This is a genomic window from Deinococcus grandis (assembly GCF_001485435.1).
In the GTDB taxonomy this organism is placed as follows: Bacteria; Deinococcota; Deinococci; order Deinococcales; family Deinococcaceae; genus Deinococcus; species Deinococcus grandis.
Map to the genome: position 1 here is coordinate 3103595 of NZ_BCMS01000001.1, position 24092 is coordinate 3127686.

At 71.0% G+C, this 24092-nt stretch carries 25 protein-coding genes; 13 read left to right on the forward strand and 12 right to left on the reverse strand.

Features of this window, described 5'->3' with window-relative positions; genetic code table 11:
- Positions 1-13: 13 nt before the first annotated feature.
- From DEIGR_RS14880 to DEIGR_RS14890, 3 genes are all read right to left on the reverse strand, one after another.
- Positions 14-1036, reverse strand: a complete 1023-nt coding sequence (locus tag DEIGR_RS14880) for a M42 family metallopeptidase (protein ID WP_058978342.1) — start codon at positions 1034-1036, stop codon at positions 14-16.
- Positions 1033-1446, reverse strand: a complete 414-nt coding sequence (locus DEIGR_RS14885) for an isochorismatase family protein (RefSeq protein ID WP_058978343.1) — start codon at positions 1444-1446, stop codon at positions 1033-1035. The genes DEIGR_RS14880 and DEIGR_RS14885 overlap by 4 nt, the downstream gene beginning before the upstream one ends.
- Before the next feature lie 79 nt (positions 1447-1525).
- Positions 1526-2467 (reverse strand): NADP-dependent oxidoreductase, encoded by a 942-nt coding sequence (locus DEIGR_RS14890; protein WP_201785757.1) that lies wholly within the window; start codon positions 2465-2467, stop codon positions 1526-1528.
- 178 nt (positions 2468-2645) lie between these two features.
- On the opposite strand from DEIGR_RS14890, the gene DEIGR_RS14895 reads away from it, so the two are divergent.
- A complete protein-coding gene (locus DEIGR_RS14895; protein WP_058978345.1) occupies positions 2646-3005 on the forward strand; it encodes a winged helix-turn-helix transcriptional regulator in 360 nt (119 codons plus the stop codon).
- A 44-nt stretch (positions 3006-3049) separates the two neighbouring features.
- Here DEIGR_RS14895 and DEIGR_RS14900 read toward each other — a convergent pair whose 3' ends face one another.
- Positions 3050-3844, reverse strand: a complete 795-nt coding sequence (locus DEIGR_RS14900; RefSeq protein ID WP_058978346.1) for an enoyl-ACP reductase FabI — start codon at positions 3842-3844, stop codon at positions 3050-3052.
- A 136-nt stretch (positions 3845-3980) separates the two neighbouring features.
- On the opposite strand from DEIGR_RS14900, the gene pgeF reads away from it, so the two are divergent.
- From pgeF to DEIGR_RS14920, 4 genes are read left to right on the forward strand one after another with little or no spacing between them, the layout of a single operon-like run.
- A complete protein-coding gene (gene pgeF, locus DEIGR_RS14905; protein WP_236704764.1) occupies positions 3981-4709 on the forward strand; it encodes a peptidoglycan editing factor PgeF in 729 nt (242 codons plus the stop codon).
- Positions 4706-5233 (forward strand): YqeG family HAD IIIA-type phosphatase, encoded by a 528-nt coding sequence (locus DEIGR_RS14910; protein ID WP_058978804.1) that lies wholly within the window; start codon positions 4706-4708, stop codon positions 5231-5233. The genes pgeF and DEIGR_RS14910 overlap by 4 nt, the downstream gene beginning before the upstream one ends.
- 54 nt (positions 5234-5287) lie before the next feature.
- The gene (locus DEIGR_RS14915; RefSeq protein WP_058978348.1) at positions 5288-7966 is read left to right on the forward strand and encodes a type II/IV secretion system protein; all 2679 of its coding nucleotides are present in this window, start codon (positions 5288-5290) and stop codon (positions 7964-7966) included.
- Positions 7967-8012: 46 nt separating this feature from the next.
- A complete protein-coding gene (locus DEIGR_RS14920; protein ID WP_058978349.1) occupies positions 8013-9290 on the forward strand; it encodes a type IV pilus twitching motility protein PilT in 1278 nt (425 codons plus the stop codon).
- An 80-nt stretch (positions 9291-9370) separates the two neighbouring features.
- Here the strand turns inward: DEIGR_RS14920 and DEIGR_RS14925 are convergent, their stop codons facing one another.
- From DEIGR_RS14925 to DEIGR_RS14935, 3 genes are read right to left on the reverse strand one after another with little or no spacing between them, the layout of a single operon-like run.
- Positions 9371-10672 carry a thymidine phosphorylase gene (locus DEIGR_RS14925; protein WP_058978350.1) on the reverse strand — a complete coding sequence of 434 codons (1302 nt, stop codon included), beginning with the start codon at positions 10670-10672 and terminating at the stop codon, positions 9371-9373.
- Between the two features lie 46 nt (positions 10673-10718).
- The gene (locus DEIGR_RS14930) at positions 10719-11171 is read right to left on the reverse strand and encodes a (4Fe-4S)-binding protein (protein ID WP_058978351.1); all 453 of its coding nucleotides are present in this window, start codon (positions 11169-11171) and stop codon (positions 10719-10721) included.
- Positions 11168-12157 (reverse strand): helix-turn-helix transcriptional regulator, encoded by a 990-nt coding sequence (locus tag DEIGR_RS14935; protein ID WP_058978352.1) that lies wholly within the window; start codon positions 12155-12157, stop codon positions 11168-11170. The genes DEIGR_RS14930 and DEIGR_RS14935 overlap by 4 nt, the downstream gene beginning before the upstream one ends.
- 86 nt (positions 12158-12243) lie before the next feature.
- Between DEIGR_RS14935 and DEIGR_RS14940 the strand changes: the two genes are divergently transcribed.
- From DEIGR_RS14940 to DEIGR_RS14960, 5 genes are all read left to right on the forward strand, one after another.
- Positions 12244-12735 (forward strand): DinB family protein, encoded by a 492-nt coding sequence (locus tag DEIGR_RS14940; protein ID WP_058978353.1) that lies wholly within the window; start codon positions 12244-12246, stop codon positions 12733-12735.
- A gap of 3 nt (positions 12736-12738) precedes the next feature.
- Positions 12739-13308: a DinB family protein gene (locus DEIGR_RS14945; protein ID WP_058978354.1), complete on the forward strand. Its 570-nt coding sequence runs from the start codon at positions 12739-12741 to the stop codon at positions 13306-13308.
- A gap of 105 nt (positions 13309-13413) precedes the next feature.
- Positions 13414-13935, forward strand: a complete 522-nt coding sequence (locus DEIGR_RS14950) for a DinB family protein (RefSeq protein WP_058978355.1) — start codon at positions 13414-13416, stop codon at positions 13933-13935.
- 24 nt (positions 13936-13959) lie between these two features.
- Positions 13960-14409, forward strand: a complete 450-nt coding sequence (gene tsaE / locus DEIGR_RS14955) for a tRNA (adenosine(37)-N6)-threonylcarbamoyltransferase complex ATPase subunit type 1 TsaE (RefSeq protein ID WP_058978356.1) — start codon at positions 13960-13962, stop codon at positions 14407-14409.
- A gap of 24 nt (positions 14410-14433) precedes the next feature.
- On the forward strand, positions 14434-14787 hold the full coding sequence (locus tag DEIGR_RS14960) for a DUF2089 domain-containing protein (protein WP_046843876.1): 354 nt from the start codon (positions 14434-14436) through the stop codon (positions 14785-14787).
- Between the two features lie 73 nt (positions 14788-14860).
- On the opposite strand, the gene DEIGR_RS14965 is transcribed toward DEIGR_RS14960, so the two are convergent.
- From DEIGR_RS14965 to DEIGR_RS14975, 3 genes are all read right to left on the reverse strand, one after another.
- On the reverse strand, positions 14861-15220 hold the full coding sequence (locus tag DEIGR_RS14965; protein WP_058978357.1) for a tRNA-binding protein: 360 nt from the start codon (positions 15218-15220) through the stop codon (positions 14861-14863).
- A 13-nt stretch (positions 15221-15233) separates the two neighbouring features.
- Positions 15234-15770 (reverse strand): GNAT family N-acetyltransferase, encoded by a 537-nt coding sequence (locus tag DEIGR_RS14970; RefSeq protein ID WP_058978358.1) that lies wholly within the window; start codon positions 15768-15770, stop codon positions 15234-15236.
- 199 nt (positions 15771-15969) lie between these two features.
- Positions 15970-16665 (reverse strand): Crp/Fnr family transcriptional regulator, encoded by a 696-nt coding sequence (locus DEIGR_RS14975; RefSeq protein WP_058978359.1) that lies wholly within the window; start codon positions 16663-16665, stop codon positions 15970-15972.
- 196 nt (positions 16666-16861) lie between these two features.
- On the opposite strand from DEIGR_RS14975, the gene DEIGR_RS14980 reads away from it, so the two are divergent.
- Together DEIGR_RS14980 and DEIGR_RS14985 are read left to right on the forward strand one after the other, a co-directional pair.
- Entirely contained in the window at positions 16862-18697 is a 1836-nt protein-coding gene (locus DEIGR_RS14980; RefSeq protein WP_058978806.1) for an acyl-CoA dehydrogenase C-terminal domain-containing protein, read from the forward strand.
- A gap of 60 nt (positions 18698-18757) precedes the next feature.
- Positions 18758-19318, forward strand: a complete 561-nt coding sequence (locus DEIGR_RS14985; RefSeq protein ID WP_058978360.1) for a peroxiredoxin — start codon at positions 18758-18760, stop codon at positions 19316-19318.
- Between the two features lie 53 nt (positions 19319-19371).
- Here DEIGR_RS14985 and DEIGR_RS14990 read toward each other — a convergent pair whose 3' ends face one another.
- On the reverse strand, positions 19372-21012 hold the full coding sequence (locus DEIGR_RS14990; RefSeq protein ID WP_407638335.1) for a stalk domain-containing protein: 1641 nt from the start codon (positions 21010-21012) through the stop codon (positions 19372-19374).
- Between the two features lie 304 nt (positions 21013-21316).
- Here DEIGR_RS14990 and ftsH point away from each other — a divergent pair, with 304 nt between their 5' ends.
- Positions 21317-23182 carry an ATP-dependent zinc metalloprotease FtsH gene (gene ftsH / locus DEIGR_RS14995; RefSeq protein ID WP_058978361.1) on the forward strand — a complete coding sequence of 622 codons (1866 nt, stop codon included), beginning with the start codon at positions 21317-21319 and terminating at the stop codon, positions 23180-23182.
- A gap of 64 nt (positions 23183-23246) precedes the next feature.
- Here the strand turns inward: ftsH and DEIGR_RS15000 are convergent, their stop codons facing one another.
- The gene (locus tag DEIGR_RS15000; protein ID WP_058978362.1) at positions 23247-24002 is read right to left on the reverse strand and encodes a DsbA family oxidoreductase; all 756 of its coding nucleotides are present in this window, start codon (positions 24000-24002) and stop codon (positions 23247-23249) included.
- Positions 24003-24092 lie beyond the last annotated feature (90 nt).

Genomic DNA, 24092 nt, shown 5'->3' on the forward strand with positions numbered 1-24092 from the left:
CCCAGCACGCGCCTTACTGGCGCAAGTAGGCGAGCATCAGTTCGCCCGTGGCGCGCAGCGCGTCCGTGTGCGTGCGCTCGTAGGCGTGGCTGGCGTCCACGCCCGGCCCGATCAGCGCGACCGGGTAGTCCCCGCCCGCGCGCCACGCGGCGGTGCCGTCCGAGGCGTAGTAGGGGTAGATGTCCACCCGCAGGTCCAGGCCCGCCGAGCGGGCGGCGGCGCGCAGGCGGTTACCGAGCGCGTGGTCGTACGGCCCCCCGCCGTCCGCCACGCACAGCGACACGCAGTGTTCGCTGCTCGTCTGCCCCTCCCCGACGGCCGCCATGTCCACGGCGATCAGCGCGTCGGTATGGGCGGGAATGCCGGTGGCGGCGCCGTGCCCGACCTCCTCGTAGGTGGTGACGTGGAAGGCCGCCGTGACGGGCGCGGGCGCGGCGAGCAGTTCACGCGTGACGGCCAGGAACACCGCGACCGCCGCCTTGTTGTCGAGGTGGCGGGCCTTCACGTACCCGCTCGCGGTCACGCGGGGGCGCGCGTCGAAACTCACGAAGTCCCCCTCCTGCACGCCCAGCGCGCGCACGTCCCGGGCGCTGAACACCGCCTCGTCCAGGCGGACCTCCATGACGGCCGCGTCGCGTTTCAGTTCGCGCAGGGCCGCGCCGTGCACGTGGGTGCTCTGGCGGACGTTCACGACCGTCCCGGTCAGGGTACGGCCCGCCTGGGTGTGCACGAGGACGTCCTCGCCCTCCACGGTCGCCCAGTCGTACCCGCCCAGCGGCCACAGCCGCAGCCGCCCGCTGTCCTTCACGCCCTTGACCATCGCGCCCAGCGTGTCCACGTGCCCGCTGAACGTCACGTGCCCCTCGCCGGTCCCGGCGACCTCCCAGGTCAGGGCGCCCTTGCGGGTCCGCTGCGCCGCGACGCCCAGCGCCTGTAATTCCTGCTCCAGCAGCGTGACCGCCGCGTCCGTGAACCCCGTGGGGCTGGGCGTGGCGAGCAGCCGCACCAGCACGTCCAGCGTGTAGTCGAGGTTCACGCGGGCACCTCCAGCGACTCCACGCGGAAGCCCTGCCCCTGCGCCGAAGCCAGCGTGGCGTCCAGCGCGGGCGTGCCGCTCAGGGCCAGCAGGTGCAGGCTCTGCACGGCGCGGGCGTGCAGCTGCGCGGCCAGTTCGCTACCCTCGAACGCGTCGGGCATCTCCGCGCGGACCAGCACGTCGCCCTGCTCGGCGCGGAAGTCCGGGTGCAGCGTCCACTCCTTCGAGAAGGTGTCCCAGTTCGCGCCGTGCGGGGCGTCCCACTGCACGAACGCCACCACCCAGCCCTGCGCGCGGGCCTGGGCGACGTGGTGCGCCCAGTCGCGCGCCACCGACCGCTCGTCGGGCCGGTCGTCCAGATCGTGACGCTGCGCGTTCAGGAGCAGCAGGGCGTGCGCGGAAAGGGTCATGCCGCCCAGGATAGCGGCCCCACGCCCGCCGGGACGGCACGACCGCTGACGGTCTGCCCCGTCCGGCACGCCCGCAGGCTCAGGGGACGGTCAGGACCAGTTTGCCGACCGTGCGCCCGGTCTCCTGCGCGCGGTGGGCGTCGGCGACCTGCGCGAGCGGGAAGGTGCGGCTCACGTGCGAGCGCAGCGCCCCGGCCGTCACCAGCTTCACCAGGGTGTTCAGCCCCGCGCGCGACGGGTACACGAGGATGCGCGCCGCGTGCACGCCCAGCGCCTGCGCCCGCGCCGCGTCGGGCTGCGCGGCGATGCACACCAGCCACCCGCCGGGCCGCAGGACCTCCAGCGAGCGCGTGGCGGTGTCGCCGCCCACGGTGTCCAGCACGGCGTCCAGGCCCTGCACCTGCTCCTCGAAGGGCCGGGCGCGGTAGTCGATGACCTCGTCGGCGCCCAGGGACCGCACGAAGTCCACGTTGGGCGCGGACGCGGTGGCGATCACGTGCGCGCCGCGCGCGCGGGCCAGCTGCACCGCGTAGTGCCCGACCCCCCCGGCCCCGGCGTGGATCAGGATCCGCTGCCCGGCGCGCAGGTCCATGCGGTCCAGCGCCTGCTCGGCGGTCAGGGCGGCCAGGGTCATGGCGGCGGCGTCCGCGTGGCTCAGCGCGGCAGGCTTGATGGTGATGTCCCCGGCGCGGGCCAGGACGTACTCGGCGTACGCACCGGGCTGCTCGGGGAAGGCCAGCATGCCGAACACCTCGTCGCCCACGGCGAACTCCACCACGAAGGGGCCCACGGCCACCACCTCGCCGGACACGTCCCAGCCCAGCACGGCGGGCAGCGTGGGCAGCGGACCGTTCCGGCGCACCTTGGTGTCCACCGGGTTGATGCTCACGGCGCGCACGCGCACGAGCACCTCACCCAGGCCGGGCGTGGGGACGGGGCGGGTGGCGGGGCGCAGCACCTCGGGCCCGCCGGGCTGCGCGAGTTCGATCACGGTCATGGTCTGGGGGATGGCAGTGGGCATGGGTGCTCCTGCGGCGGGCACGCCAGGGCGCCCGCCGGTCTGAACTGGGAGGTTGGGGCAGGCGGGCGGCTCCCCCCTGCGGTGCCCCCAGTGTGCCAGGGTACCCACGCATTGCCAAGTACGTACAGCAAAGGTAGGTACGCACATTCTGGGAACCGTGAAGACCTATCCTGGCCGCATGACCGCCCCCGCCCCGCACCTCGCCCCCACCGAGCCGCCCCCCACCTGCGCCGTCACGACCACCGTGTCCGTGATCGGCGGGAAGTGGAAGGCCGTCGCGGTGTACCACCTGCTCGGCGGGCCGCGCCGCTTCTCGGACCTCCAGCGGCGCATGCCGGGCGTCACGCAGCGCATCCTGACCCTGCAACTGCGCGAACTCGAAGCGGACGGCCTCGTGCACCGCGAGGTCTACCCGCAGGTCCCCCCGAAAGTGGAGTACTCGCTGACCCCGCTGGGGCAGACGCTAGAACCCATCGTGCGCGCCATGCTCGCCTGGGGCGAAACGTACCGCCAGCGGGAACAGGACACAACGGACTGAGGGCCGACCTCCACACCGGAAGGTCGGCCCTCAGGGGGCAGCGCTCAGCTCGGCTGTTCGATCTTCATGGCCATGATGCTGGAGCCCGCGTCCACGTACACGGTCTGTCCGGTCACGCCGCTGCCCAGGTCGCTCAGCAGGAACAGGGCCAGCTTGCCGACTTCCTCGGGGGTGGCGTTGCGGCCCAGCGGGGCAGCCTCGGCGGCCTTCTCGAACATGCTGCCGAAGCCGGGGATGCTGCGCGCGGCGATGGTCCGCATGGGGCCGGCGCTGATGGTGTTCACGCGCACACCGGCGGCGCCCATCTCGCTGGCGAGGTAGCGGGTGGTGGCCTCCAGCGCGGCCTTGGCGACGCCCATGACGTTGTACTTGGGCACGACCTTCTGCGAGGCGTGGTACGTGAGGCTGACGATGCTGGCGCCGGGGCGCAGCAGCGGTTCGGCGTGGCGGGCGGTGGAGACCAGGGTGTACGCGCTGACGTTCAGGGCGGTGTTCCAGTCGGCCTCGGTCGTGTCGAGGAAACGGCCGTCCATGGCGGTGCGGGGCGCGAACGCGATGGAGTGGATCAGGTAGTCCAGCTGCCCGAACTCCTCCTTCACGCGGGCGAACAGCGCGGTCAGGTCCTCCTCGCTGGTCGCGTCGGCCTGCTGGGCCCACACGCCTTCCTTCCCGGTCAGGAGCTTGTCGAGTTCGCTCTTGAGGCGCTCGCCCTGGTAGGAGAAGCCCACGCGGCACCCGGCCGAGAGAAGCTGCTCGGCGATGGCCCAGCCGAGGCTGCGGGCGTTCGCGACGCCCATCACCAGGGCGGTCTTGTCACTCAGGTCAATCTGCACCGTCATGCGGGGGACTCTAGCAACCCCGCGCCCGACGGCGCTGATGCGGGTGCAAAAAATCGGACCGCGCGCGGCACTTCACGGTGCGGGGTGTGCAAAAAGCGTCAGAATCCGGTGAGAGATGACACGCGATACTGGGCTGATGTTGCTTCACGCGCCGCACCTGAGCGCGCCGCACGCGTTCACCACGCGGCGGGGTGGCGTTTCGGTCGGCCCCTACGCCGGGCTGAACCTGGACGACCGTGAGGACGACCCGGCGGCGGTCGCGGGGAACCGCGCGCAGCTGACCGGGGCGCTGGGCTTCACGCCCGCGCAGGTGGCGCGCCTGACGCAGGTGCACGGGACCGACGTGGTGACCGTGACCGGCGGCGGCCACTGGACCGGGGACGCGCTGGTCACCGGGCAGGCGGGCGTGCTGCTGGCGATCGGCACCGCCGACTGCTACCCGCTGCTGCTGGAGGACCCCCAGGCGGGCGTGCTGGGCGCCGCGCACGCCGGGTGGAAGGGCACGCTGGGCCGCATCGGCGCGCGCACCGTGGAGGCCATGACGGCGCTGGGCGCCCGCCCGGAGCGGATCCGCGCGGCGGTCGGGCCGGGCATCTGCGCCGCCGCGTACCCGGTGGGTCAGGGCGTCGCGGACGCCTTCGCGGGGGCCGGGCTGGGCGCGTTCGTGCAGCCCGGCGCGGACGGCCCGCACCTGGATCTCGCCGGGGCGAACCGCGCCGCGCTGCTGGACGCGGGCGTGCCCGGCGCGCAGGTGTGGGTCAGTGGACGCTGCTCCACGGAAGGCGACTTCTACTCGTTCCGGCGCGACGCCGGGGTGACGGGGCGCATGTGGGCCGTGATCGGCCGCGCCGGGAGCGCCGCGTGAGCCGCCCCGCCCCCTCCCGCAGCCTGCTGCGCCCGGCGGACGTGATCGACCACGTCACGCACATCACGCCGGAATTCCTGGCGGACCGGGGCCTGCACGGGCTGCTGCTGGACCTCGACAACACCCTGGTGCCGTACGGCAGTTACGACCCGGCGGGCGTGGCGCAGACCCTGGCGTGGGTGCGGGACCTGAAACTCGCCGGGGTGGGCCTGTACCTCCTGAGCAACGCGACCGGGCAGCGGGCCGCGTTCTGGCTGGACAAACTGGACTTCCAGGGCGTCGGGCTGGCCGGGAAGCCCAACCCCCGGGCGTTCCGTAAGGCCCTGCGCGCCCTGAAGCTGCCGCCCGCGCAGGTGGGCATGGTGGGCGACCAGCTGTTCACGGACGTGCTGGGCGGCAACCTGAGCGGCATGCACACTATTCTGGTCCGACCTCTGGTCACCAACGCCCTTCCTCATACGCGCGTGGCCCGCAGGCTGGAACGCGCGGTCCTGAAACGCTACGGGCACGACTGGCACCACTGATGGCCTGTCCAGACCGTCCTCCCCATTTCCCTCACGCAAGGAGACTGAAACGTTATGGCTCTTTCCATCGGTGACCGGCGCCTGGGCGCCATCCTGCTCGAACAGGGGTACGTGAACGACACGGACCTGCAAAAAGCCCTGGTCCGCCACGCGGAGGTCGGCGGGCGTCTCGCGGAGATCCTGATCGACTCCGGCATGGTCGGCGAGAAACGCATCGCGCGCGCCATCGAGGAAGCGCTCGGCATTCCGCTCGTGAACCTGCTCGTCGTCACGCCCGAGGCGGCCGCGCTGCAGGCGGTGCGCGCGCAGACGGCCATGCAGTACCAGGCGTTCCCGTTCGCGCTGGACGGCCAGACGCTGCGCGTGGCGATCGTGGACCCGCTGTCGAGCATGGCCATCGAGGCGCTGGAGGACGACAGCGGCCTGAGCATCGAGGTGTACCAGGCGCTGCGTGACCAGATCATGTGGGCGATCGCGTCGTTCTACCCGGAACTGCACCTGACAGTCGAGGCGCCCGCCGAGGCCGAGGGCGGACCGGCGGGCGGGATGCTGGGCCAGCGCCTGATCAGCCGCGGCCTGATCAGCGACGCGCAGCTGCAGGTGGCGCTCGACGCGCAGCAGCAGACCGGCGAGCCGCTGGGCAGCACCCTGATCGCGCAGCGGATCATCAGCGAGGACCAGCTGTACGAGGTGCTGGCCGAGCAGGTCGGCGCGGTGTTCCTGCGCAACCCGCGCGACTTCCAGCCCAGCGAGGACGTGCTGGGCAGCATGCTGCGCGCCGACGCGCTGCGCCTGACCGCCGTGCCGGTCGACGAGACCGATCACGGCGTGACCGTGGTCGCCAGCGACCCGCGCAAACGCGAGGACATCGAGGCGCTCGTCGGGCGGCCCGTGCAGCTGGTACTGGCCAAACCGCGCGACATCGAGACCCTGATCGAGCGGTTCTACCCGCAGCGCGGGCGGCTGGGCGAGCAGATGGTGCAGCAGGGCACCCTGTCGCGCGAGCAGCTGCGCGAGGCGCTGCAGGTGCAGGCCCGCGAGGGCCGCGTCAAGCCGCTGGGCGAGGTGATCGTCGACCTGGGCTTCGCCGCGGCCGACGAGATCGACAACGCCCTGCAGAAACAGAACGCCGGGGGCGGGCGCCTGGAGGACACGCTGGTGCAGTCCGGGAAGCTCAGCCCGGAGATGCTGGCGCGCTCGCTGGCCGCGCAGCTCGGGTACGAGTTCCTGGATCCCGTCCAGAACCCGCCGGACAACAAGGTCGCGCTGATGATCCCCGAGACGACCGCCCGCCGCTACGGCGTGGTCCCGGTCCGCTTGCAGGGCGAGTCGCTGGTCGTGGCGATGAAGGACCCGCGCAACGTGTTCGCGCTGGACGACCTGAAGCTGATCACCGGGCGCGACATCGTCCCGGCGGTCATGGCGGAAAAGGACATCACCCGCCTGATCGAGCGGTACTTCGGCAGTCAGGACATGGCGAACCTGAACCAGCAGCTCGCCAAGGAGAGCAAGGACCGCGAGACGGCAGGCAAACGCCAGGACGCCGAGGACCTCACGGCCGGGCTGGACGACAACGCCGTGGTGCGCGTCGTGGACAACATCATCCGCGAGGCGGCGCTGCAGGAGGCCAGCGACATCCACATCGAGCCGACCGAGACGGCCCTGAAGGTCCGGTACCGCGTGGACGGCATCCTGCGCGAGCAGAACGAACTGCCCAAGGGCAGCTCGCAGAGCATCCTGGCGCGCATCAAGATCATGGGGCACCTCGACATCAGCGAGCGGCGCGTGCCGCAGGACGGCCGCGTGCGCTTCAAGAAGGGCAGCATCGACCTGGACCTGCGACTGTCCACGCTGCCCACCGTGTACGGCGAGAAGGCCGTGATGCGTCTGCTGCAGAAGGCCAGCAACATCCCGGAAGTCGAGCAGCTGGGCTTTTCCGAGCACAACTACCAGCGCTACCTGGACACCATCCACAAACCCAACGGCATCTTCCTGGTGACCGGCCCGACCGGCTCGGGGAAATCGTTCACGTCGTTCTCGACCCTCAAGCGCATCGCGGTGCCGGAGAAGAACACCACCACCATCGAGGACCCGGTCGAGTACGAGATTCCGGGCATCATCCAGTCGCAGGTGAACAACGCGGCGGGCATGACCTTCGCCCGCGCGCTGCGCGCCTTCCTGCGCCAGGACCCGGACATCATCTTCGTGGGCGAGATCCGCGACACTGAGACCGCCAAGATCGCCGTGGAGGCCGCCCTGACCGGTCACCTCGTGCTGGCGACGCTGCACACGAACGACGCGCCGGGCGCCATCGTGCGTCTGGAGGAGATGGGCGTCGAGCACTTCAACATCGGCGCGGCCGTCGTGGGCGTGGTCGCGCAGCGCCTGGTGCGCAAGGTCTGCCCGGACTGCAAGGCCCCCACGAACGCCGACCCGGACGTCCTGCGCCGACTGGGGATCACCGAACGCGACCTGCGCGGCGCGCAGCTCATGCGCGGCGCGGGCTGCAACCGCTGCGGCGGCACCGGCTACAAGGGCCGCATGGGCATCCACGAACTGATGGTCATCGACGAACCGCTGCGCGTCGCGATCGGTTCGGGCAAGAACGCCACCGAGATCACCGAGGTCGCCATGACCCAGAGCGGCATGAAGACCCTCCGTCAGGACGGCATCGAGAAGGCCCTCAAGGGCGTCACGACCCTCGAAGAGGTCCTGGCCGTCACCAGCAAGTAACCCCGAAGCGCCCCCTTCGCCCCTTTCCACCCGCGAGGTGACCCCTATGACCCAGCCTGCCGCCGACATCACCGACATCCTGCGTTTCGCCGCCGACAAGGGCGCCTCCGACGTGATCATCACCGTCGGGCTGTCCCCGCAGTTCAAGTTGCAGGGCGTGTACGACTCGCAGGGCTTCGCGGAACTCGCCCCGACCGACACCCGCAAACTGATGTACTCCATGATGAACGAGAAGCAGCAGCGCACCTTCGAGGAACGCCGCGAACTGGACTTCTCGTTCGCGCTGGGCGAGAAGGCCCGCTTCCGCGTGAACGCGTTCATGCAGCGCGGCAACGTGGGCGGCGTGCTGCGACTGATTCCCACGAAGATCAAGAGCGCGCAGGAGATGGGCCTCCCGGCGAACGTCATCGAGATCGCCAACTCGCCGCGCGGCCTGGTGCTCGTGACCGGCCCGACCGGATCGGGCAAGTCCACGACGCTCGCGGCGATGATCGACCACATCAACACCACCAAGCGGCTGCACATCATGACCATCGAGGATCCCATCGAGTTCATGCACACGCACAAGCAGTCGATCATCAACCAGCGTGAGGTCGGCGCGGACACCATGAGCTTCAACGACGCGCTGCGCGCCGTGCTGCGTCAGGCGCCCGACGTGATCCTCGTGGGCGAAATGCGCGACTACGAGACCATCAAGGCCGCCGTGACCGCCGCCGAGACCGGGCACCTCGTGATGGGCACCCTGCACACGAACAGCGCCCCGGAATCCATCGACCGTATCGTGGACGTGTTCCCCGAGGAGCAGCAGGAACAGATCCGCGTGCAGCTCGCCAACAACCTCGTGGCGGTCATGACGCAGCAGCTGCTGCCGCGCCTGGACGGGCAGGGCCGCATCCTGGCGTACGAACTGCTGATCGCCAACCCCGCCGTGCGCGCCCTGATCCGCGAGGGCAAGACGTACCAGATCACCAGCGTCATGCAGACCGGCGCCCGCGAGGGCATGGTCACCATGGACGCCTTCCTGGCGAACCTGTACCGCCGCCGCGTGATCTCCTTCGACACCGGCGTCGAACGCGCCGTGGACAGCAAGGAATTCGCCCGACTGGCCAACGACCCCAGCATCGCCACGGCGGGCGGCGCGGCCAGCATGCCCGCCGGGTACGGTCAGGCGCCCGTGCAGGGCTTCGGCGCGACCGTCACCCCCGCGCAGGGCGGCTACGCGTCCGGTCGCAACGACTTCGGCCGGGGCGGCGGCACCGGGGACTCCCGCACCACCAGCACCCCCGAAACGAACCCCGGCGGGAGCGGCTACGGCAGGCGCTAAGGGGCGGTGATGGTCGAAAGTCGATGGTTGATAGAGGGAGTGTCCCTTCCATCAACCATCGACTTTCAACTATCGACCCGTCAGAACACGCGGTCGAGGATCAGCGGTTCCGGCGCGGGGGCCTGGGCGCTGATGGTCAGGCCCTCGGTGAGGAGGCGCATGGCGGCGCCCAGGCCACGCGCGTCACGGTGGTAGATGCGCAGGACGGGTTCGCCCGCCCCGACGGCCTCGCCGGGTTTGCGCAGGAGTTCCACGCCGACGCCGTGGTCGATGGCCTCGCCCTTGCGTTCGCGGCCGCCACCCAGCACGAGCACCGCGCGCCCCACGCTCAGGGCGTCGATGCCCGCCACGAAGCCGGATTCGGGGGCGGTCACGTCGGCGCGGCCGGGGGCCACGTCGAACTTGCTCACGTCGTCCACGTAGGTGGCGTCGCCGCCCTGCGCCTCGATGAACGCGCGGAACTTCGCCAGGGCGCTGCCGTCCGTCAGGGTGGCGCGCGCGCGGGCCCCGGCGGCCACCTCGTCCTCGCCCTGGGCGGCCAGCGCCTCCACGGCCAGCGCCACGCACAGTTCGGTCAGGTCGCCCGGACCCTCGCCGCGCAGGGTCGCCAGAGCCTCCAGAACCTCCAGGCTGTTCCCGGCCATGTGGCCCAGCGGGGTGTCCATGTCGGTCAGCACGGCGCGCACCTGCCGCCCGGCACGGTTGCCGATGTCCACCATCGCGCGGGCCAGGCCGCGCCCGGCGTCCAGGGTACGCATGAACGCTCCGGCGCCGACCTTGACGTCCAGCACGACGGTGTGCGCGCCGGACGCGAGCTTCTTGCTCATGATGCTGCTGGCGATCAGCGGCAGGCAGTCCACGGTGGCGGTCACGTCCCGCAGCGCGTACAGCTTCCCGTCCGCCGGGGCGAGGTCCTTGCTCTGGCCGACCAGCGCGAGGCCGATCTCGCGCGCCTGGGTCAGGAACTGCTCTTCCTCCAGCTCGCTCGTCCAGCCGGGGATGCTCTCCAGTTTGTCGATGGTGCCGCCGGTGTGCGCCAGGCCGCGCCCGCTCATCTTGGCGACGGTCTGGCCCAGCGCGGCCAGCATGGGCGTCAGGATCAGGCTGGTCTTGTCGCCCACGCCGCCCGTGGAGTGCTTGTCCACGGTGCGCGGCAGGTCGCCGAGGTTCATCAGGTCGCCGCTCTCGGCCATGACCATGGTCAGGTCGGCGGTTTCCTGTTCGGCCATGCCGCGCAGGAACACGGCCATCAGCCACGCGCTCATCTGGTAATCGGGCACGTCGCCGCGCGTGTACCCCAGCACCAGGGTCTCGAGTTCCTCGCGGGTGTGCTCTAGGCCGTCGCGTTTCTTACGGATCAGGTCGGGAATGATCGCGGTCATAGGCCAGTTTACGTCCCGAGGACGGAACATCGTCCCACGCGGCGCATCAGCGGTCGCCCGCCTCGCCGCTGGTCCAGCCGACTTTCGCGTGCGTGCCGTCGCAGTAGGGTTTGTTGCTGCTGTGGCCGCAGCGGCACAGCGCGGCGCGCACGTCCCTCTTCTCGCCGCCGGGCGTGTCGATCACGAGGTTCCCCTTGATCATCAGGGGACCGTCGGGGCTGGGGGTGATGGTGGTGGTCTCGTCGGGCATCTCGGCCTCCTGTCCATCCAGGACGTAGTGCAGCGCCCCGGTAGGGCAGGTGCGGACGACCGCCGCGACCGCGTCGGCCCCGGCGTTGGCGGGCTGGATCCACGGGCGGGCCTTCGGGTCGAAGACCTCCGACAGCCCGCGCACGCAGCTGGCGACGTGCAGGCAGCGCCGCGCGTCGTAATACACCGTGATGCAGGGCGCCGTGTACGCCTTCCCCTGCGCGAGGTCCTCGTTGGTGGGCGTGGTCATGCCCCAGTGTACGCAGGGCCGATGGGCCCGGACAGCGCGTTACCGGTGTGCGCGGCGCAGCGTTCGGCCAGCCGGGCGAACTCGGCGCGCAGTTCCGGGGGGCTATCCACGCGGAAATCGCAGTCCAGGCCCAGCAGGAACGCCGCGAAGCCGCTCAGGCCCTCGCGGGTGGTGGTCAGGCGCGTGCCGTGCGCGTCGGGGCGCAGGTCGGTACCCCAGGTGGATACCCGGCCGCGCAGGTCCTCCGGGGGGCAGTCGAGCCACACGCTGATGGCGTAGGTGGGTTTCGGGGCGCGCAGCGTGGAGCGCAGGTACGCGGCGGCGTCGAAGTCGGGTTCAGGGGTGAAGTGGCGGGCCTGCACGGTCAGGGCGCTCATGCGGTCCAGCCGGAACGAGCGCCGCGCCGCGCGCAGGTGGCAGTGGGCGACGGCGTACCAGCGGCCCTCCAGATGCACCACACGGTGCACGTCCGCGTCCCGGCGCGTCTCGGGGGCGTCGGGGGCGGCGTACGTGAAGGTGACGGTGCAGGCGTCCCGCACGGCGCGCAGCAGCGCGGCCAGCAGGTGCGCGTCGGTGGGCGCCACCCAGGGGCCGGTGTCGAACTGCACGCTGCCCTCCAGGGCCAGCATGTCGGCGCGCAGGTCGTGCGGGAGGCTGCGCGACAGCTTCGCGCTGGCGGCCTGCGCGGCGGGGGCCAGGGCGTGCAGGCCCAGGTGGCGCAGGGTGCGCAGGCCCAGCGCGGCGGCCAGCGCCTCCTCCGGCGTGAACATCAGGGGTGGCAGGCGGAAGCCCGCCTTCAGGCGGTACGCGCCGCCCACGCCCCGGCGGCCCTCGACGGGAATGCCGAGGTCCTGCAGGCGGGCGACGTAGCGCTGCACGGTACGGGGGCTGACCTCCAGGCGGCGGGCCAGGTCGGCGCCGCTGACCTCCTCGTGCGCCTGGAGGAGTTCCAGCACGGTCAGTACCCGCATGCTCGGGTCGTACATGCCTTCAGGGTAACTGGAATTGACGTCACATCCTGACGGGAATCTGCGTTACGCTGGGGGCAGATTCAACCCCAGGAGGTTCCACCATGACCGCGTCCGCCGCGTCCGTCCCCGCCGTGTCCCCCGCCCTGTCCATTCCCGACTTCGTCACTCACTGGCAGGGGCACCGCGCCCTGACCCGCCGCGTCATCGAGGCCTTCCCCGACGATCAGCTGTTCACCTTCAGCCTGGGCGGCATGCGGCCCTTCGGCGCGCAGGCCACCGAGATCCACCTCGTGGACGCCATGACCGTCACCGCCATGCGGACCGGCGAGTGGCCCGAACCCGACTGGGCGAGCGGCCCCACCGACAAGGCCGGGCTGCTGGCCGCCTGGGATGAGGTGAGCGCCGAACTGGAGCAGCACGGCCCGCACACCGACCCCGCCTTCTTCAACCAGATGCACGCCCTGCCGTGGGGCGAGATGCCCGGCTGGGTCGCCGCGATCTACGCCGTGGACAACGAAATCCACCACCGCGCCCAGGGGTACGTCTACCTGCGCGCGCTGGGCACCGAACCCCCCGCCTTCTACGAGCGCTGAACCATGGACCCCGCCACGCTGTACGACCACCTGACCCGGGCGCGGCGCGACCTGCTGGGCACGCTGCGCGCCGCGCCGGAGGGCGTGCTCCGGTCGCCGCTGCTGCGCGGCGAGCGGTTCCACTCGATTCTGGACCTGCTGGTCCACACCGCCGAGGTCGAGGACGGCTGGATCCACGGGGACTTCCAGGGCCTCCCGATGGTGCAGGACCGCTTCCCGGACATCGGGGCGGGTGTGACTGGACCCGGCACGCCCCTCGGCCTGGACGCTATCGCCGCGTACTGGCAGGCGGTCGAGGCGGACACCCGCGCGTACCTCGGCAGCCTGACGGAGGCTGACCTGGAGCGCACCGTCACGCTGGACGACTGGCCCGAGGGTCACCGGCAGTTCACGCTGAGCGGGCTGGTCTGGCACGTCCTGCTGCACGAGGTGCGGCATACGGCGCAGATCGCCGCGCTGCTGCGCACCCAGGGCGTGAAACCGCCGCAACTGGACCTGCTGTTCTATCTGCCCGCGCTGGAGACCGGACGGTCCGCCGCCACCTTCGTGAACCCACCCCCGGAGGACGCATGACCCCCGCCGCCCCCCCGACGCCCACGCCGCCCCCGGCTCGCCCCGCGCCGCAGCGCCCCGCCAAACGCATCCGCTGCCAGCTACCCTGACCCCTCCGGAGACCGCATGACCGACCTGACCCTGCTGCTCGAGGCCTTCCGCCGCAACGCCCGCGTGAACGACACCCTGATCGCCGCCCTGACGCCCGGGGAGTTCGCCCTGAGCGACGGGCACGGCGGGTGGACTGTCGAGCGGCACCTGCGCCACATGGCGACCTTCCGGGTGGGCTGGCTGTGGAACATGAGCCGCGACCACGCCAGACAGTTGCTGAACCCCGATGAACTGGACGCCGACGGCGACCCGCAGTGGCGCTGGGCGAACGCCCCCGCTGCCAGCCTGCCGGAGGCCCTGGCCGCCGGGGACGCCGCCGCGATTGCTGCCGTGGAGGCGCACCGCGCGTCCGGCGAGCCCTTCGCCGACCCGTGGGGCGAGGGCACGTACCGGAGCGACCCGGCGCACTTCCTGATGCACACCATCGTGCACGACAGCCACCACCGCGGGCAGATCCTGAGCCTGATCCGTCAGGGCGGCCGCACGCCCGAGCAGATGGACGCGCTGGACAGCCACTGGGCGATCTGGCGCGAGTAGGCGCCCGGCGCGATACTGGAGCGCATGAGCGTCACCTCTCCCCTGCCCCTGGCCCCCGGCGAGTCCCGCGTCCTGCGCGGCCTGCACGAGCAGCACGCGCTCGGTGCGGCGCTGGCCGGGGCGCTCCCGGCGGGGGGCGTGCTGTTCCTGGAGGGCGAACTGGGCGCCGGGAAGACCAGCCTCACGCAGGGACTGGTGGGCGCCCACGGCTTCACCGAGCCGGTCACGAGTCCCACGTACGCGCTGATGAACGTGTACCCCGCACCCGGCGGGCAGGTGCTGCACGTGGACGCCTACCGCGTGCGGGACGTGCAGGAACTCTTCGAGATGGACCTCGAGGAACTGGTGCGCGGCAGTCGCGTCAGCGTGATCGAGTGGGGCGAGGGCCTGTACGCCGAGTACCCGGACGCACCCATCCTGCGCCTGGAACACCAGCCGGACCCGGAGACGCGCCTCGTGACCCGGCTGCGCTGATCAGGTGGGGCGTACAGTGGGAGGATGCGGCCCCTGCCCCTCCCCTTTCCCGACGAGACCGAGTCCCCGCTGGTGACCGAGCTGCGCTTCCCGACCAGTGGCGTGACGGTGCGCGGCGTGTTCGAACTGAACGAGTTCGCGGTGCTGACCCCGGAGAACCTGGAATTCCTGCGCCTGTACATCCGCGTGCGCGGCAACCTGAAGGAGGTCGAGCGGGTCCTGGGCATCAGCTACCCCACGGTGCGGGCGCGGTTCGACACGCTGCTGCGCGCCATCGGCTACGAACCAGAGCAGGCCGACCCGCAGGCCGAGGTGCTCGCCAGCCTGGAACGCGGCGAGATCACCCCGGACGAGGCCGCCCGCAAACTGCGCCGCTGAGCGGGCGACACTGCGCCGGGAAGGAGCGTCCAGCGCTTTTCCCACACCCCACAGCCCACATCCCACAACCCCTTCAGAACACCTTGCTGCCCAGTTTCGCGGCGTGCAGCGGGACCAGGGGGGTGGCGTCGCCGCTGGGCGCGCCGGGCAGCTGCACGCCCAGGATCAGCACCTCGGACACGCTGTCCCCGACGGGGCGGGGCTCGAAGTTCAGGACGCCCAGCACCTGCGCGCCGATCAGTTCCTGCGGGGTGTGCCCGGTGAAGCGCCCCACGCTGACGCGCGTGCCGTACTTCCCGAAGTCGACCGTCAGGCGGTAGGCGGGCTTCGGGGTGCCGGGGGCGGGTTCGGCGTTCAGGACGCGGCCCAGGCGGATGTCGAGCAGGTCGAGGCTCTGGGCCGGGCTGACGGTGGGTTTGAGGTCGGTCGCCATGCGCCTGAGCCTGTCACGTGGGCGCACCCATGAGGGGCGTGAGGTCTGACCAGCCCATGCGGAGCTCGCGCAGGGCGCCGTCCTGTTTCTCGCCGCACTCGTGGGCGCCCCGGCGGGCGTACCAGTGGCGGGTGGGGTTGGTGTCCAGCACCCACAGGGCGAGGCTGGCCGCGCCGCGCGCCTGCATGGCCTGCGCCGCCTGTCGCAGCAGCTCACGACCGGTGCCTGCGCCCTGCGCGGCTTTCAGGCTATACAGGGTGAAGAGTTCCGCGTCGAAGCCCGGGTGGTCGCGCGGCGGCCCGGCGGAGGCGAAGGCCACGATCTGCCCGGCGTCCCCGGCGACGAACACGGCGTCCTGCCCGGCCGCGATGTTGCCCGTCCAGAACGCGGCGCGCTGCGCCTGCGTCTCGGGGCTGGTCATGCGGGCCAGGAAGTCGGCGGGGAGGAGCCCCGCGTAGGTGTCGCGCCAGCTCTGGACGTGCACGGCGGCGATGCCGGGGGCGTCGGCGGGCGTGGCGGCGCGGATCAGGGGGGCGCGGGGCACGGACATACGGCAGCATAAGCGCGCGCCGCCCCGGAAGGCGGCGCAGATGCAGCGGGCGGGCGAACCCGGCTCATACGGATTCCGTCTGTTTCGTTCACAACCCGGAAGGACGCCGGGTTGCCAACTCCACGCCCGGAACCCGTTTCTCTCCTGCTCGCTCCGCTCGGGTTGAAAGGTTTGCAAAACCCTTCAACCGGAGTCCGTATCAGTTGCCCTGTTCGATGTACTGCTTCAGGGCGTCCATCCGCACGATGATGGGCGTGCGGGCGCGGACGATGGCGCCTTCCTGCTTCAGCTTGCCCAGGCTGTGGCTGACGGTCTCGCGGGTGGCGCCGACCATGCGGGCGATGTCTTCCTGGTTCAGTTTCAGGTTCAGTTCGACGCCCTGGTTGTGCGGGCGGCCGAATTCCCGCGCGAGGCGGTACAGCAGGCTGGCGACGCGTTCGGGGGCGCTGTAGGCGCTGACGGTGGCGGTCCAGGACTGCGCCTCGAACAGGCGGGCGGCCATCAGGCGGATGAGTTTCATGGCCAGTTCGGGCTTGGTCGCCAGGAGTTTCTGGAGTTCCACGCGGGGCAGGACGATCAGGGTGGTGCGTTCCAGGGCCTCGGCCTGGGTGGGGCGGCGTTCCTCGGGTTGCAGCAGCAGTTCGCCGAAGGTGTCGTGCTGTCCGATGACGCCCAGAATGGCTTCCTTGCCGTTGGGGAAGAGTTTGCTGATCTTGACGAGGCCGCTGCGCACGAAGTACAGGGCGTCGGCGGGGTCGTCCATGCGGTAGATGACTTCGCCGGGCTGGTAGGAGCGGTACGGCGTGCTGGCAGCCACGCGCTCCAGTTCGGCAAGTTCAAGGTCGGCGAAGAGCTCCGTTCGCTTGAGGTGCCAGACCAGGCTTGGGTAGTTCATGATTCTTCACACCATACCCGAAAAGTGGCGGCGGGCCCGCGTGCGGCGGCGCTGCCCCCCAGGTGGCGGGTGTGGGACGGGGGAATCGCAATCCGCCCCACATGACATTCCACGCCAAAAGTTTTATACTCGGTTCAACTAACAGTGCCGGGTTGTGTCCACCAGCGGACGAACCCCCACCAAGGAGGACACACGAATGCCCACCTACAAGGCCCCCCTGCGCGACATCAAGTTCCTGATGAACGAACTCCTCGGCGCCCCCGAGCAACTCGGGAAGATGCCCTACTACGCCCAGAACGAGACCGCCGACCAGGACCTCCTGGAACAGGTCCTCGACGAGGCCGCCCGCTTCGTGGAAACCGAACTGGTGCCCCTGAACGTCGTCGGCGACCGCGAAGGCTGCGTGCGCCACGACGACGGCGAGGTCACCACCCCCACCGGCTTCAAGGCGGCGTACAAGAAGTACCGCGACGCCGGCTGGCCCGCGCTGGACGCCGACCCCGCGTTCGGCGGTCAGGGCATGCCCCACTTGATCAGCAACGTGCTGGTCGAGATGATGAACAGCGCCAACGTCGCCTGGAGCATGTATCCCGGCCTCTCGCACGGCGCGTACAGCGCCCTGCACGCCGTCGGCAGCCAGGAACTCAAGGACCTGTACCTGCCCAAGCTGGTGTCCGGCGAATGGACCGGCACCATGTGCCTCACCGAACCCCACGCCGGCACCGACCTGGGCATCATCCGCACGAAGGCCGTAGGCAACGGCGACGGCACCTACGCCATCACCGGCACGAAGATCTTCATCAGCGCCGGCGAGCACGACATGGCCGACAACATCCTGCACCTCGTGCTGGCCCGCCTGGACGGCAGCCCCCAGGGCACCAAGGGCATCAGCCTGTTCCTCGTGCCCAAGTACATCCCCACCGCTGACGGCAAGCCCGGCGAGCGCAACGGCGTGATCTGCGGCAGCCTCGAGCACAAGATGGGCATCAACGGCAACGCCACCGCCGTGCTGAACTTCGACGGCGCCAGGGGCTGGCTGGTCGGCGAGATCAACAAGGGCATGAACCACATGTTCATCATGATGAACGCCGCCCGCCTCGGCACCGGCCTGCAGGGCCTGGGCCTCGGGGAAGTCGCGTACCAGAACGCCCTGACCTACGCCAAGGACCGCACCCAGATGCGCCACGAACCCCGCGTGAACCCCGGCGAGCAGGCCGACCCGATCATCGTGCACCCCGACGTGCGCCGCATGCTCCTGACCGGCAAGGCCTACACCGAGGCCGGGCGCGCCCTGGCCATGTGGCTGGCCCTGAGCCTCGACGTGGAACACCATCACACCGACGAGAAGGCCCGCAAGGAAGCCGCCGACCTGGTCGCGCTGCTGACCCCCATCGCCAAGGCATTCATGACCGACAACGGCTTCAACATCGCCGTGCAGAGCCAGCAGGTGTACGGCGGCCACGGCTTCATCAAGGAATGGGGCATGGAGCAGTTCGTCCGTGACGCCCGCATCGGCCAGATCTACGAGGGCACCAACGGCATCCAGGCGCTCGACCTGCTGGGCCGCAAGGTCCTGATGGACGGCGGCAAGAAACTCCAGAAACTCGCCGCGACCCTGCAGGAATTCGCCGAGGAACACGAAGGCGACGAGCACATCGGCGACTACGTGAACCAGCTGGGCAAGGCCGCGCAGCAGCTCGGCAGCCTCACCATGGTCATCGGCCAGAAGGCCATGCAGGAAGGCGGGGCCGACGAGGTCAACGCCGCCGCCGTGGACTACCTGCGCTACTTCGGGCACGTCGTGTACGGCTACCTGTGGGCCCGCATGGCCAAGGTCGCCCAGGACAGGATCGACGCCGGGCAGGACAGGGACGGCTTCTACCTCAGCAAGGTGCAGACCGCGAAGTTCTACTTCGCCAAACTGTTCCCCGAGACCAAGGCGCTCGCCGCGACCATCAAGGCCGGCAACGAGAGCATCGCCGTGGACGACAAGGCCGTCTTCGGCTGGGAAAAAGCGCTCGTCGGCGCGTAAACATCCACCTCTGAACGCCGCCCCCGACCAGTGGGGGCGGCGTCCTCTATGCTCGCGGGCATGACCGACCCGCACATCCTTCCGGCCGACCTGCCCGTGCCCACCGACGACGGCGCGTGCGCGCACCTGCCCGGCCTGCGCTGGCCCGCGCACGCGCTGCCCGGCACGGACGGCGCGGCCCATGACCTGTCGGTCCTGCCAGGGCGCACCGTGGTGTACGCGTACCCGAAGACGGCGCGTCCGGATCAGGCCATGCCGGAGGGCTGGGACCTGATTCCCGGCGCGCGGGGCTGCACGCCGCAGTCGTGCGCGTTCCGGGATCATCACGCGGAGCTGCGGGCGGCGGGCGCGCGGGTGTTCGGCCTGAGCGTGCAGGACACCGCGTACCAGCGGGAGGCGGCGGCGCGGCTGCACCTGCCGTTCGCGCTGCTGTCCGACGCGGCGGGCGCGGTCCGCCAGGAGCTGCGGCTGCCGACCTTCCAGGCGGGTAGCGAGACGCTGCTGCGGCGCGTGACGCTGATCGTGCGGGATGGCGTGATCGAGCACGTGTTCTATCCGGTGTTCCCGCCGGACCGCAGCGCGCAGGACGTGCTCGACTGGCTCGCCGGGCACCCGGCTTAACAGCCAGGGAGGGGCGCCGCGGTGTCCCGCAAGCGCCCCTCTCCCCCGCCCGCTCAGGGGCGGTAGGTCTTGATGACGCCGCCTTCCGCTCCGGCGCGGCCCGCGCGGTAGAACACGAGGCTGATGGGCAGGTTGCTGCCGCTGCTGGGCACGAAGTCGATGTTCAGGCGGTCGCTCTGCGCGCGCCACAGCAGCACGGGCTCGTCGGGTTTCAGGGCGTTGCCGGTGCGGGGCAGCTTGATGGTCTGCGTGATCGGGCCGTCCTGGATGTTCATGGCGCCCCGGTACAGGCCGCCGCGGGGGCTGAGAGCCACGGCGGTCCCGGCGGCGCCGTTGACTTCCAGGTCGTACAGCACGCCGTAGTTACCGCTCAGGCGGACGGGCTGGCCGGTCAGGGCGTCGGTGCCGGTCACGGCGGGGTCCACGCGCCCGTCCCCGATGATCAACCGGGTGGGCAGGGCGCCCAGCGTGACGCGCAGGGTGCGCACGGCATCGGGGAAGGTGCCGCGCACGTGCCGCCCGTCGGGGCGCAGGTACGGCAGCTGCTGGATGACCTGCGGGGTGGGCGGCAGGCCCTCTTCGAGCATCACGAACGTGAGTTCCACGCGGCCGCTGGTGCTGAGGTCCTGCATGAGGTTCACGCCGCTGCCGACGCTCAGGGTGGGGCTGGCGTACACGGCGGCCGACTGCCCGGGCGAGAGGGTCAGGGTGGTGCCGCCGGTGGACGCGAAGTACTCCAGCAGCGTCACCTGCCCCAGGATGCTCTCGATGCGGGTGGGGGCGGTCTCGCCGAGGCGTTCGCTGCGGACCTCGACCGGGCGGCTCTCGAGGTTGCGGGCGACGACGTACAGCCGCGCCGGACGGGTCAGGCCGTTCAGGTGGTACCCGAGCAGCCGGGCGCGGCCCGTGACGCTGTCCTGGTACAGGATGCCGCTCTGGTCGGGCACCTCGGGGCTGTCACTGAACAGCAGCGGGTAGCTGGGGCTGGCCTGCGGGCTGATCAGCGCGGCGGGGTACGTGAGGATGCGCGGGTCCGGGAAGGCGTCGCCGGGCTGGGCGTACTTCAGGGCGTACGTCAGGGGCGTGTCGACCGGCTGGCCCTCCACGCGGATGGTGCGGGTGAAGGGCTGGCTCTGCAGGCCGCGGCTGTTCGTGACGGTCAGGGTCACGGTGTACGTGCCGGGCTGGAAGTACACGTCCTGCCGACCCGTCCAGCGGCGGGCGGTGATGTCCGCGCCGTCCGGGTCGAAGGGGTACTCGGTGTACACGACCCGCTCGCCGGGCGCGTACACGTTCTTGTCGGTGCTGAAGCGCGCCTGGGGACTCATGGGGTTCCCGCCGTCGCGCAGGGCGGTCAGGGTGAAGCCGCGTCCGGTGTCGTCGCCGGTCAGGTTGGCGTTCAGGGCGTCGGCGAGGGTGCGGGCACTGACGTACGTGACGGTGCCGACGCTGGCGACCGTCCCGGCGGGCTGCGCGGCGCCGTTCAGGGACGCGGTGTTCCTGCGGGTGTCGAGGCTCAGTCGGGCGAGCTGCACCTGGGTGCCGCTGGCCTGGAGGGGCTGCCCGAGCAGCGCGGCCGTCTCGCGCAGCGGGAGCATGGTGCGCCCGGCGATGTTGCGCGGCGGGCTCTGCCAGCGCTGCGGGGCGCCGTTCACGTACAGGTCGGTGTCGTCGACGCTGAAGGTCAGCTGCACGCTGCCCAGGGCGGGCTGGGCGGCGTGGGCGGCGGGCGCGGTCAGCAGCAGCAGGGACGCGCCGCCCGTCAGGGGCGGCGTGAGCAGGCTCAGGCTGGTGAGCAGCGCCGTTCGGAAACGGGCGCGGCGGGCGCGGTGGTGGTGGGCGGGGCGGGCGGACAGCACCGGTAGAGTATGCCCCGCGAACCTGACGGACGTCTGCCCCGGGGCGCGTTGATCAGCGCTGCGTGAAGGGTGCCCCCGGCGGGTGCGGATGCCGGGCTGCGTCGCAGTGTGGGGCGCGGCGCGCGGCTTAGACTGGGGCATGAAGCGCGGAACTTGGCTGTGGGTGGCTGGGGGGGCGGTGCTGGCACTGCTGCTGGCGTGGGTGCTGTGGCCGCGCGCGCAGAGCGGCGAGCTGGACGTCACGGCGTTCGCGCGGGCGCTGGACGGCAGGCAGGTGAGAACCGCAACGATCACGTTCCAGAACGGCACGGCGGTCGTGACGGGCGCGCTGGACGGCGGGCCGTACCGCACGCGGACCCTCGCGGCGGACCCGCTGCTGAACCTGGAGTCGCTGCAGGCGCGGGGCGTGAACGTGTCGTACGGCGCGCCGCCCCGCCTGAGCGTGCTGGGCGCCCTGAGCCTCCTGCTGACCCTGGCGCTGATCGTGGGCCTGATCGTGCTGCTGCTGCGCAGCCGTCAGGGCGGCGGGACAGACGCGGCGAGCACCTTCGGGCGGTCGCGGGCGGCGGTGATCAGCGAGGGGCAGATCAAACTCACCTTCGGCGACGTCGCCGGCTGCGACGAGGCCAAGGCCGACCTGCAGGAGGTCGTCGACTTCCTCCGCCACCCCGACCGCTACCACCAGCTCGGCGCCCGCATCCCCCACGGTGTGTTATTGGTCGGCCCCCCCGGCTCCGGCAAGACGTTACTGGCCAAGGCGGTCGCCGGTGAAGCGAGGGTGCCCTACTTCAGCATCAGCGGCAGTGACTTCGTCGAGATGTTCGTCGGCGTCGGCGCCGCCCGCGTCCGCGACCTCTTCGAACAGGCCCGCAAGAACGCCCCCTGCATCGTCTTCATCGACGAGATCGACGCTGTCGGCCGCAAACGCGGCATGAACATGCAGGGCGGCAACGACGAACGCGAACAGACCCTCAACCAGCTGCTCGTCGAGATGGACGGCTTCTCTTCCGGGCAGGAGGTCATCATCCTGGCCGCCACGAACCGCCCCGACGTGCTCGACGCCGCCCTGCTGCGCCCGGGCCGCTTCGACCGGCAGGTGGTCGTGGACGCACCGGACGTGCGGGGCCGCGAGATGATCCTGCGCATCCACGCCCGCAAGAAACCGCTGGACGCCAGCGTGGACCTGGGCGTCATCGCTCGGCGCACCGCCGGGATGGTCGGCGCGGACCTGGAGAACCTGCTGAACGAGGCAGCACTCCTCGCGGCCCGGTCGGGGCGGACCCGGATCACGGGACGGGACGTGGACGAGGCGCGTGACCGGGTGCTGATGGGCCCCGAACGGCGCAGCATGGTCGTGCGCGAAGCCGACCGCAAGGTCACCGCCTACCACGAGGTCGGCCACGCCCTCGCCGCCCAGCTCCTGCCGCACGCGGACAAGGCGCACAAGCTGACGGTCGTGCCGCGTGGGCGCAGTCTGGGCAGCGCGCTGTACACCCCGGAGGACCGCATGCACTACACGCGGGCGGCGCTGCTGGACCGCATCTGCGTGGCGCTGGCCGGGCACGCCGCCGAGCAGGTCGCGACCGGGCAGGTCACGACGGGGGCCGCGAACGACTTCCAGCAGGCGACCGGGCTGGCGCGGCGCATGGTGACCGAGTGGGGCATGAGTGACGTGGGACAGCTGGCGCTGGCGCAGGAGAGCGGCAGTTACCTGGGGTTCGGGCCGCATCAGGGCGTGTACAGCGACCACACCGCCGAACGGATCGACGCGGAGGTCAGCCGCATCCTGAACGGGGAGTTCGAGCGGGCGCTGGGCCTGCTGACCGAGCACGCGCATATCCTGCACCGCCTGACCGACGAACTGGTCGCCCGCGAGAGCCTCAGCGGCGAGGAGCTGCAGACCGTGCTGGCCGGCGGTACCCTGCCCCCCCTGGAGGTGGGCACGCGCCCCGACCCCGAGGACGGCCCGGCGCCCAGCGGGCAGCTCGCGCCCGACCCGGCCTGAACCGCACGGAGCACGCCCCCGGCCAGTCGAGCCGGGGGCGTGCTCCATGCGTGTCGGGTTCCGGTCAGGCGCGTTCGAGCACGGCGCACTGGCCGTCCTCGCAGCCGTCCGCGAGAGTCTCGGTGCCGAGCATCTGGAGGGGAGCGGGGTGGGTTTCCTGCCAGACCTGATTCAGCGCGCCGAGCAGCGTCTGGGGGTCCTGCGCGCCGCTGACGCCGTACTTGCCGCCCAGCACGAAGAACGGCACGCCGCTGATACCCAGCGCCTGGGCCTGCGCCTCGTCCTGGCGCACGGCGTGGGCATGGCGGCCGTCGAGCAGGGCCGCGCGGGCCTCGCTGCCGTCCAGGCCGACCTCCTGCGCGAGGCGGACCAGGGTGTCGAGGTCGCTGACGAGGTCGCCGTCACTCATGTAGGCGCGCAGCAGGCGTTCCTTCATGGCGTCCTGCCTGCCGTGCTGCGCGGCGTGGTGGATGAGCTGGTGCGCGGAGAAGGTGTTGCCCAGGCGGGCGCGCTCGAAGTGGTATTCCAGGCCCTCCCCGGCGGCCGTGCGGGTGACGTGGTCCATCATGCCCTGGGCGTCCTCGGCGGTGCGGCCGTATTTCTTCGCCAGGGCGTCGCGCATGGTCAGGGGGTGTTCGGGGGGCGTGCCCGGGTCGAGTTCGAAGGCGTGCCAGACGACCTCGACCTGATCGCGGTGCGGGAAGGCCGTGAGGGCCTGTTCGAAGCGGCGTTTGCCGATGTAGCACCAGGGGCAGGCGACGTCCGACCAGATGTCCACGCGCAGCCGGTCCGGGGCGGAGGGGGTGAAGAGCTGAGTCATGCCCTGGATTCTACCATACTTTGTAAAATAAACCATCAAATCTGTTCCTGCCGTGCTGGTCCGGACCACAACACAGCCGCCACCTCATGA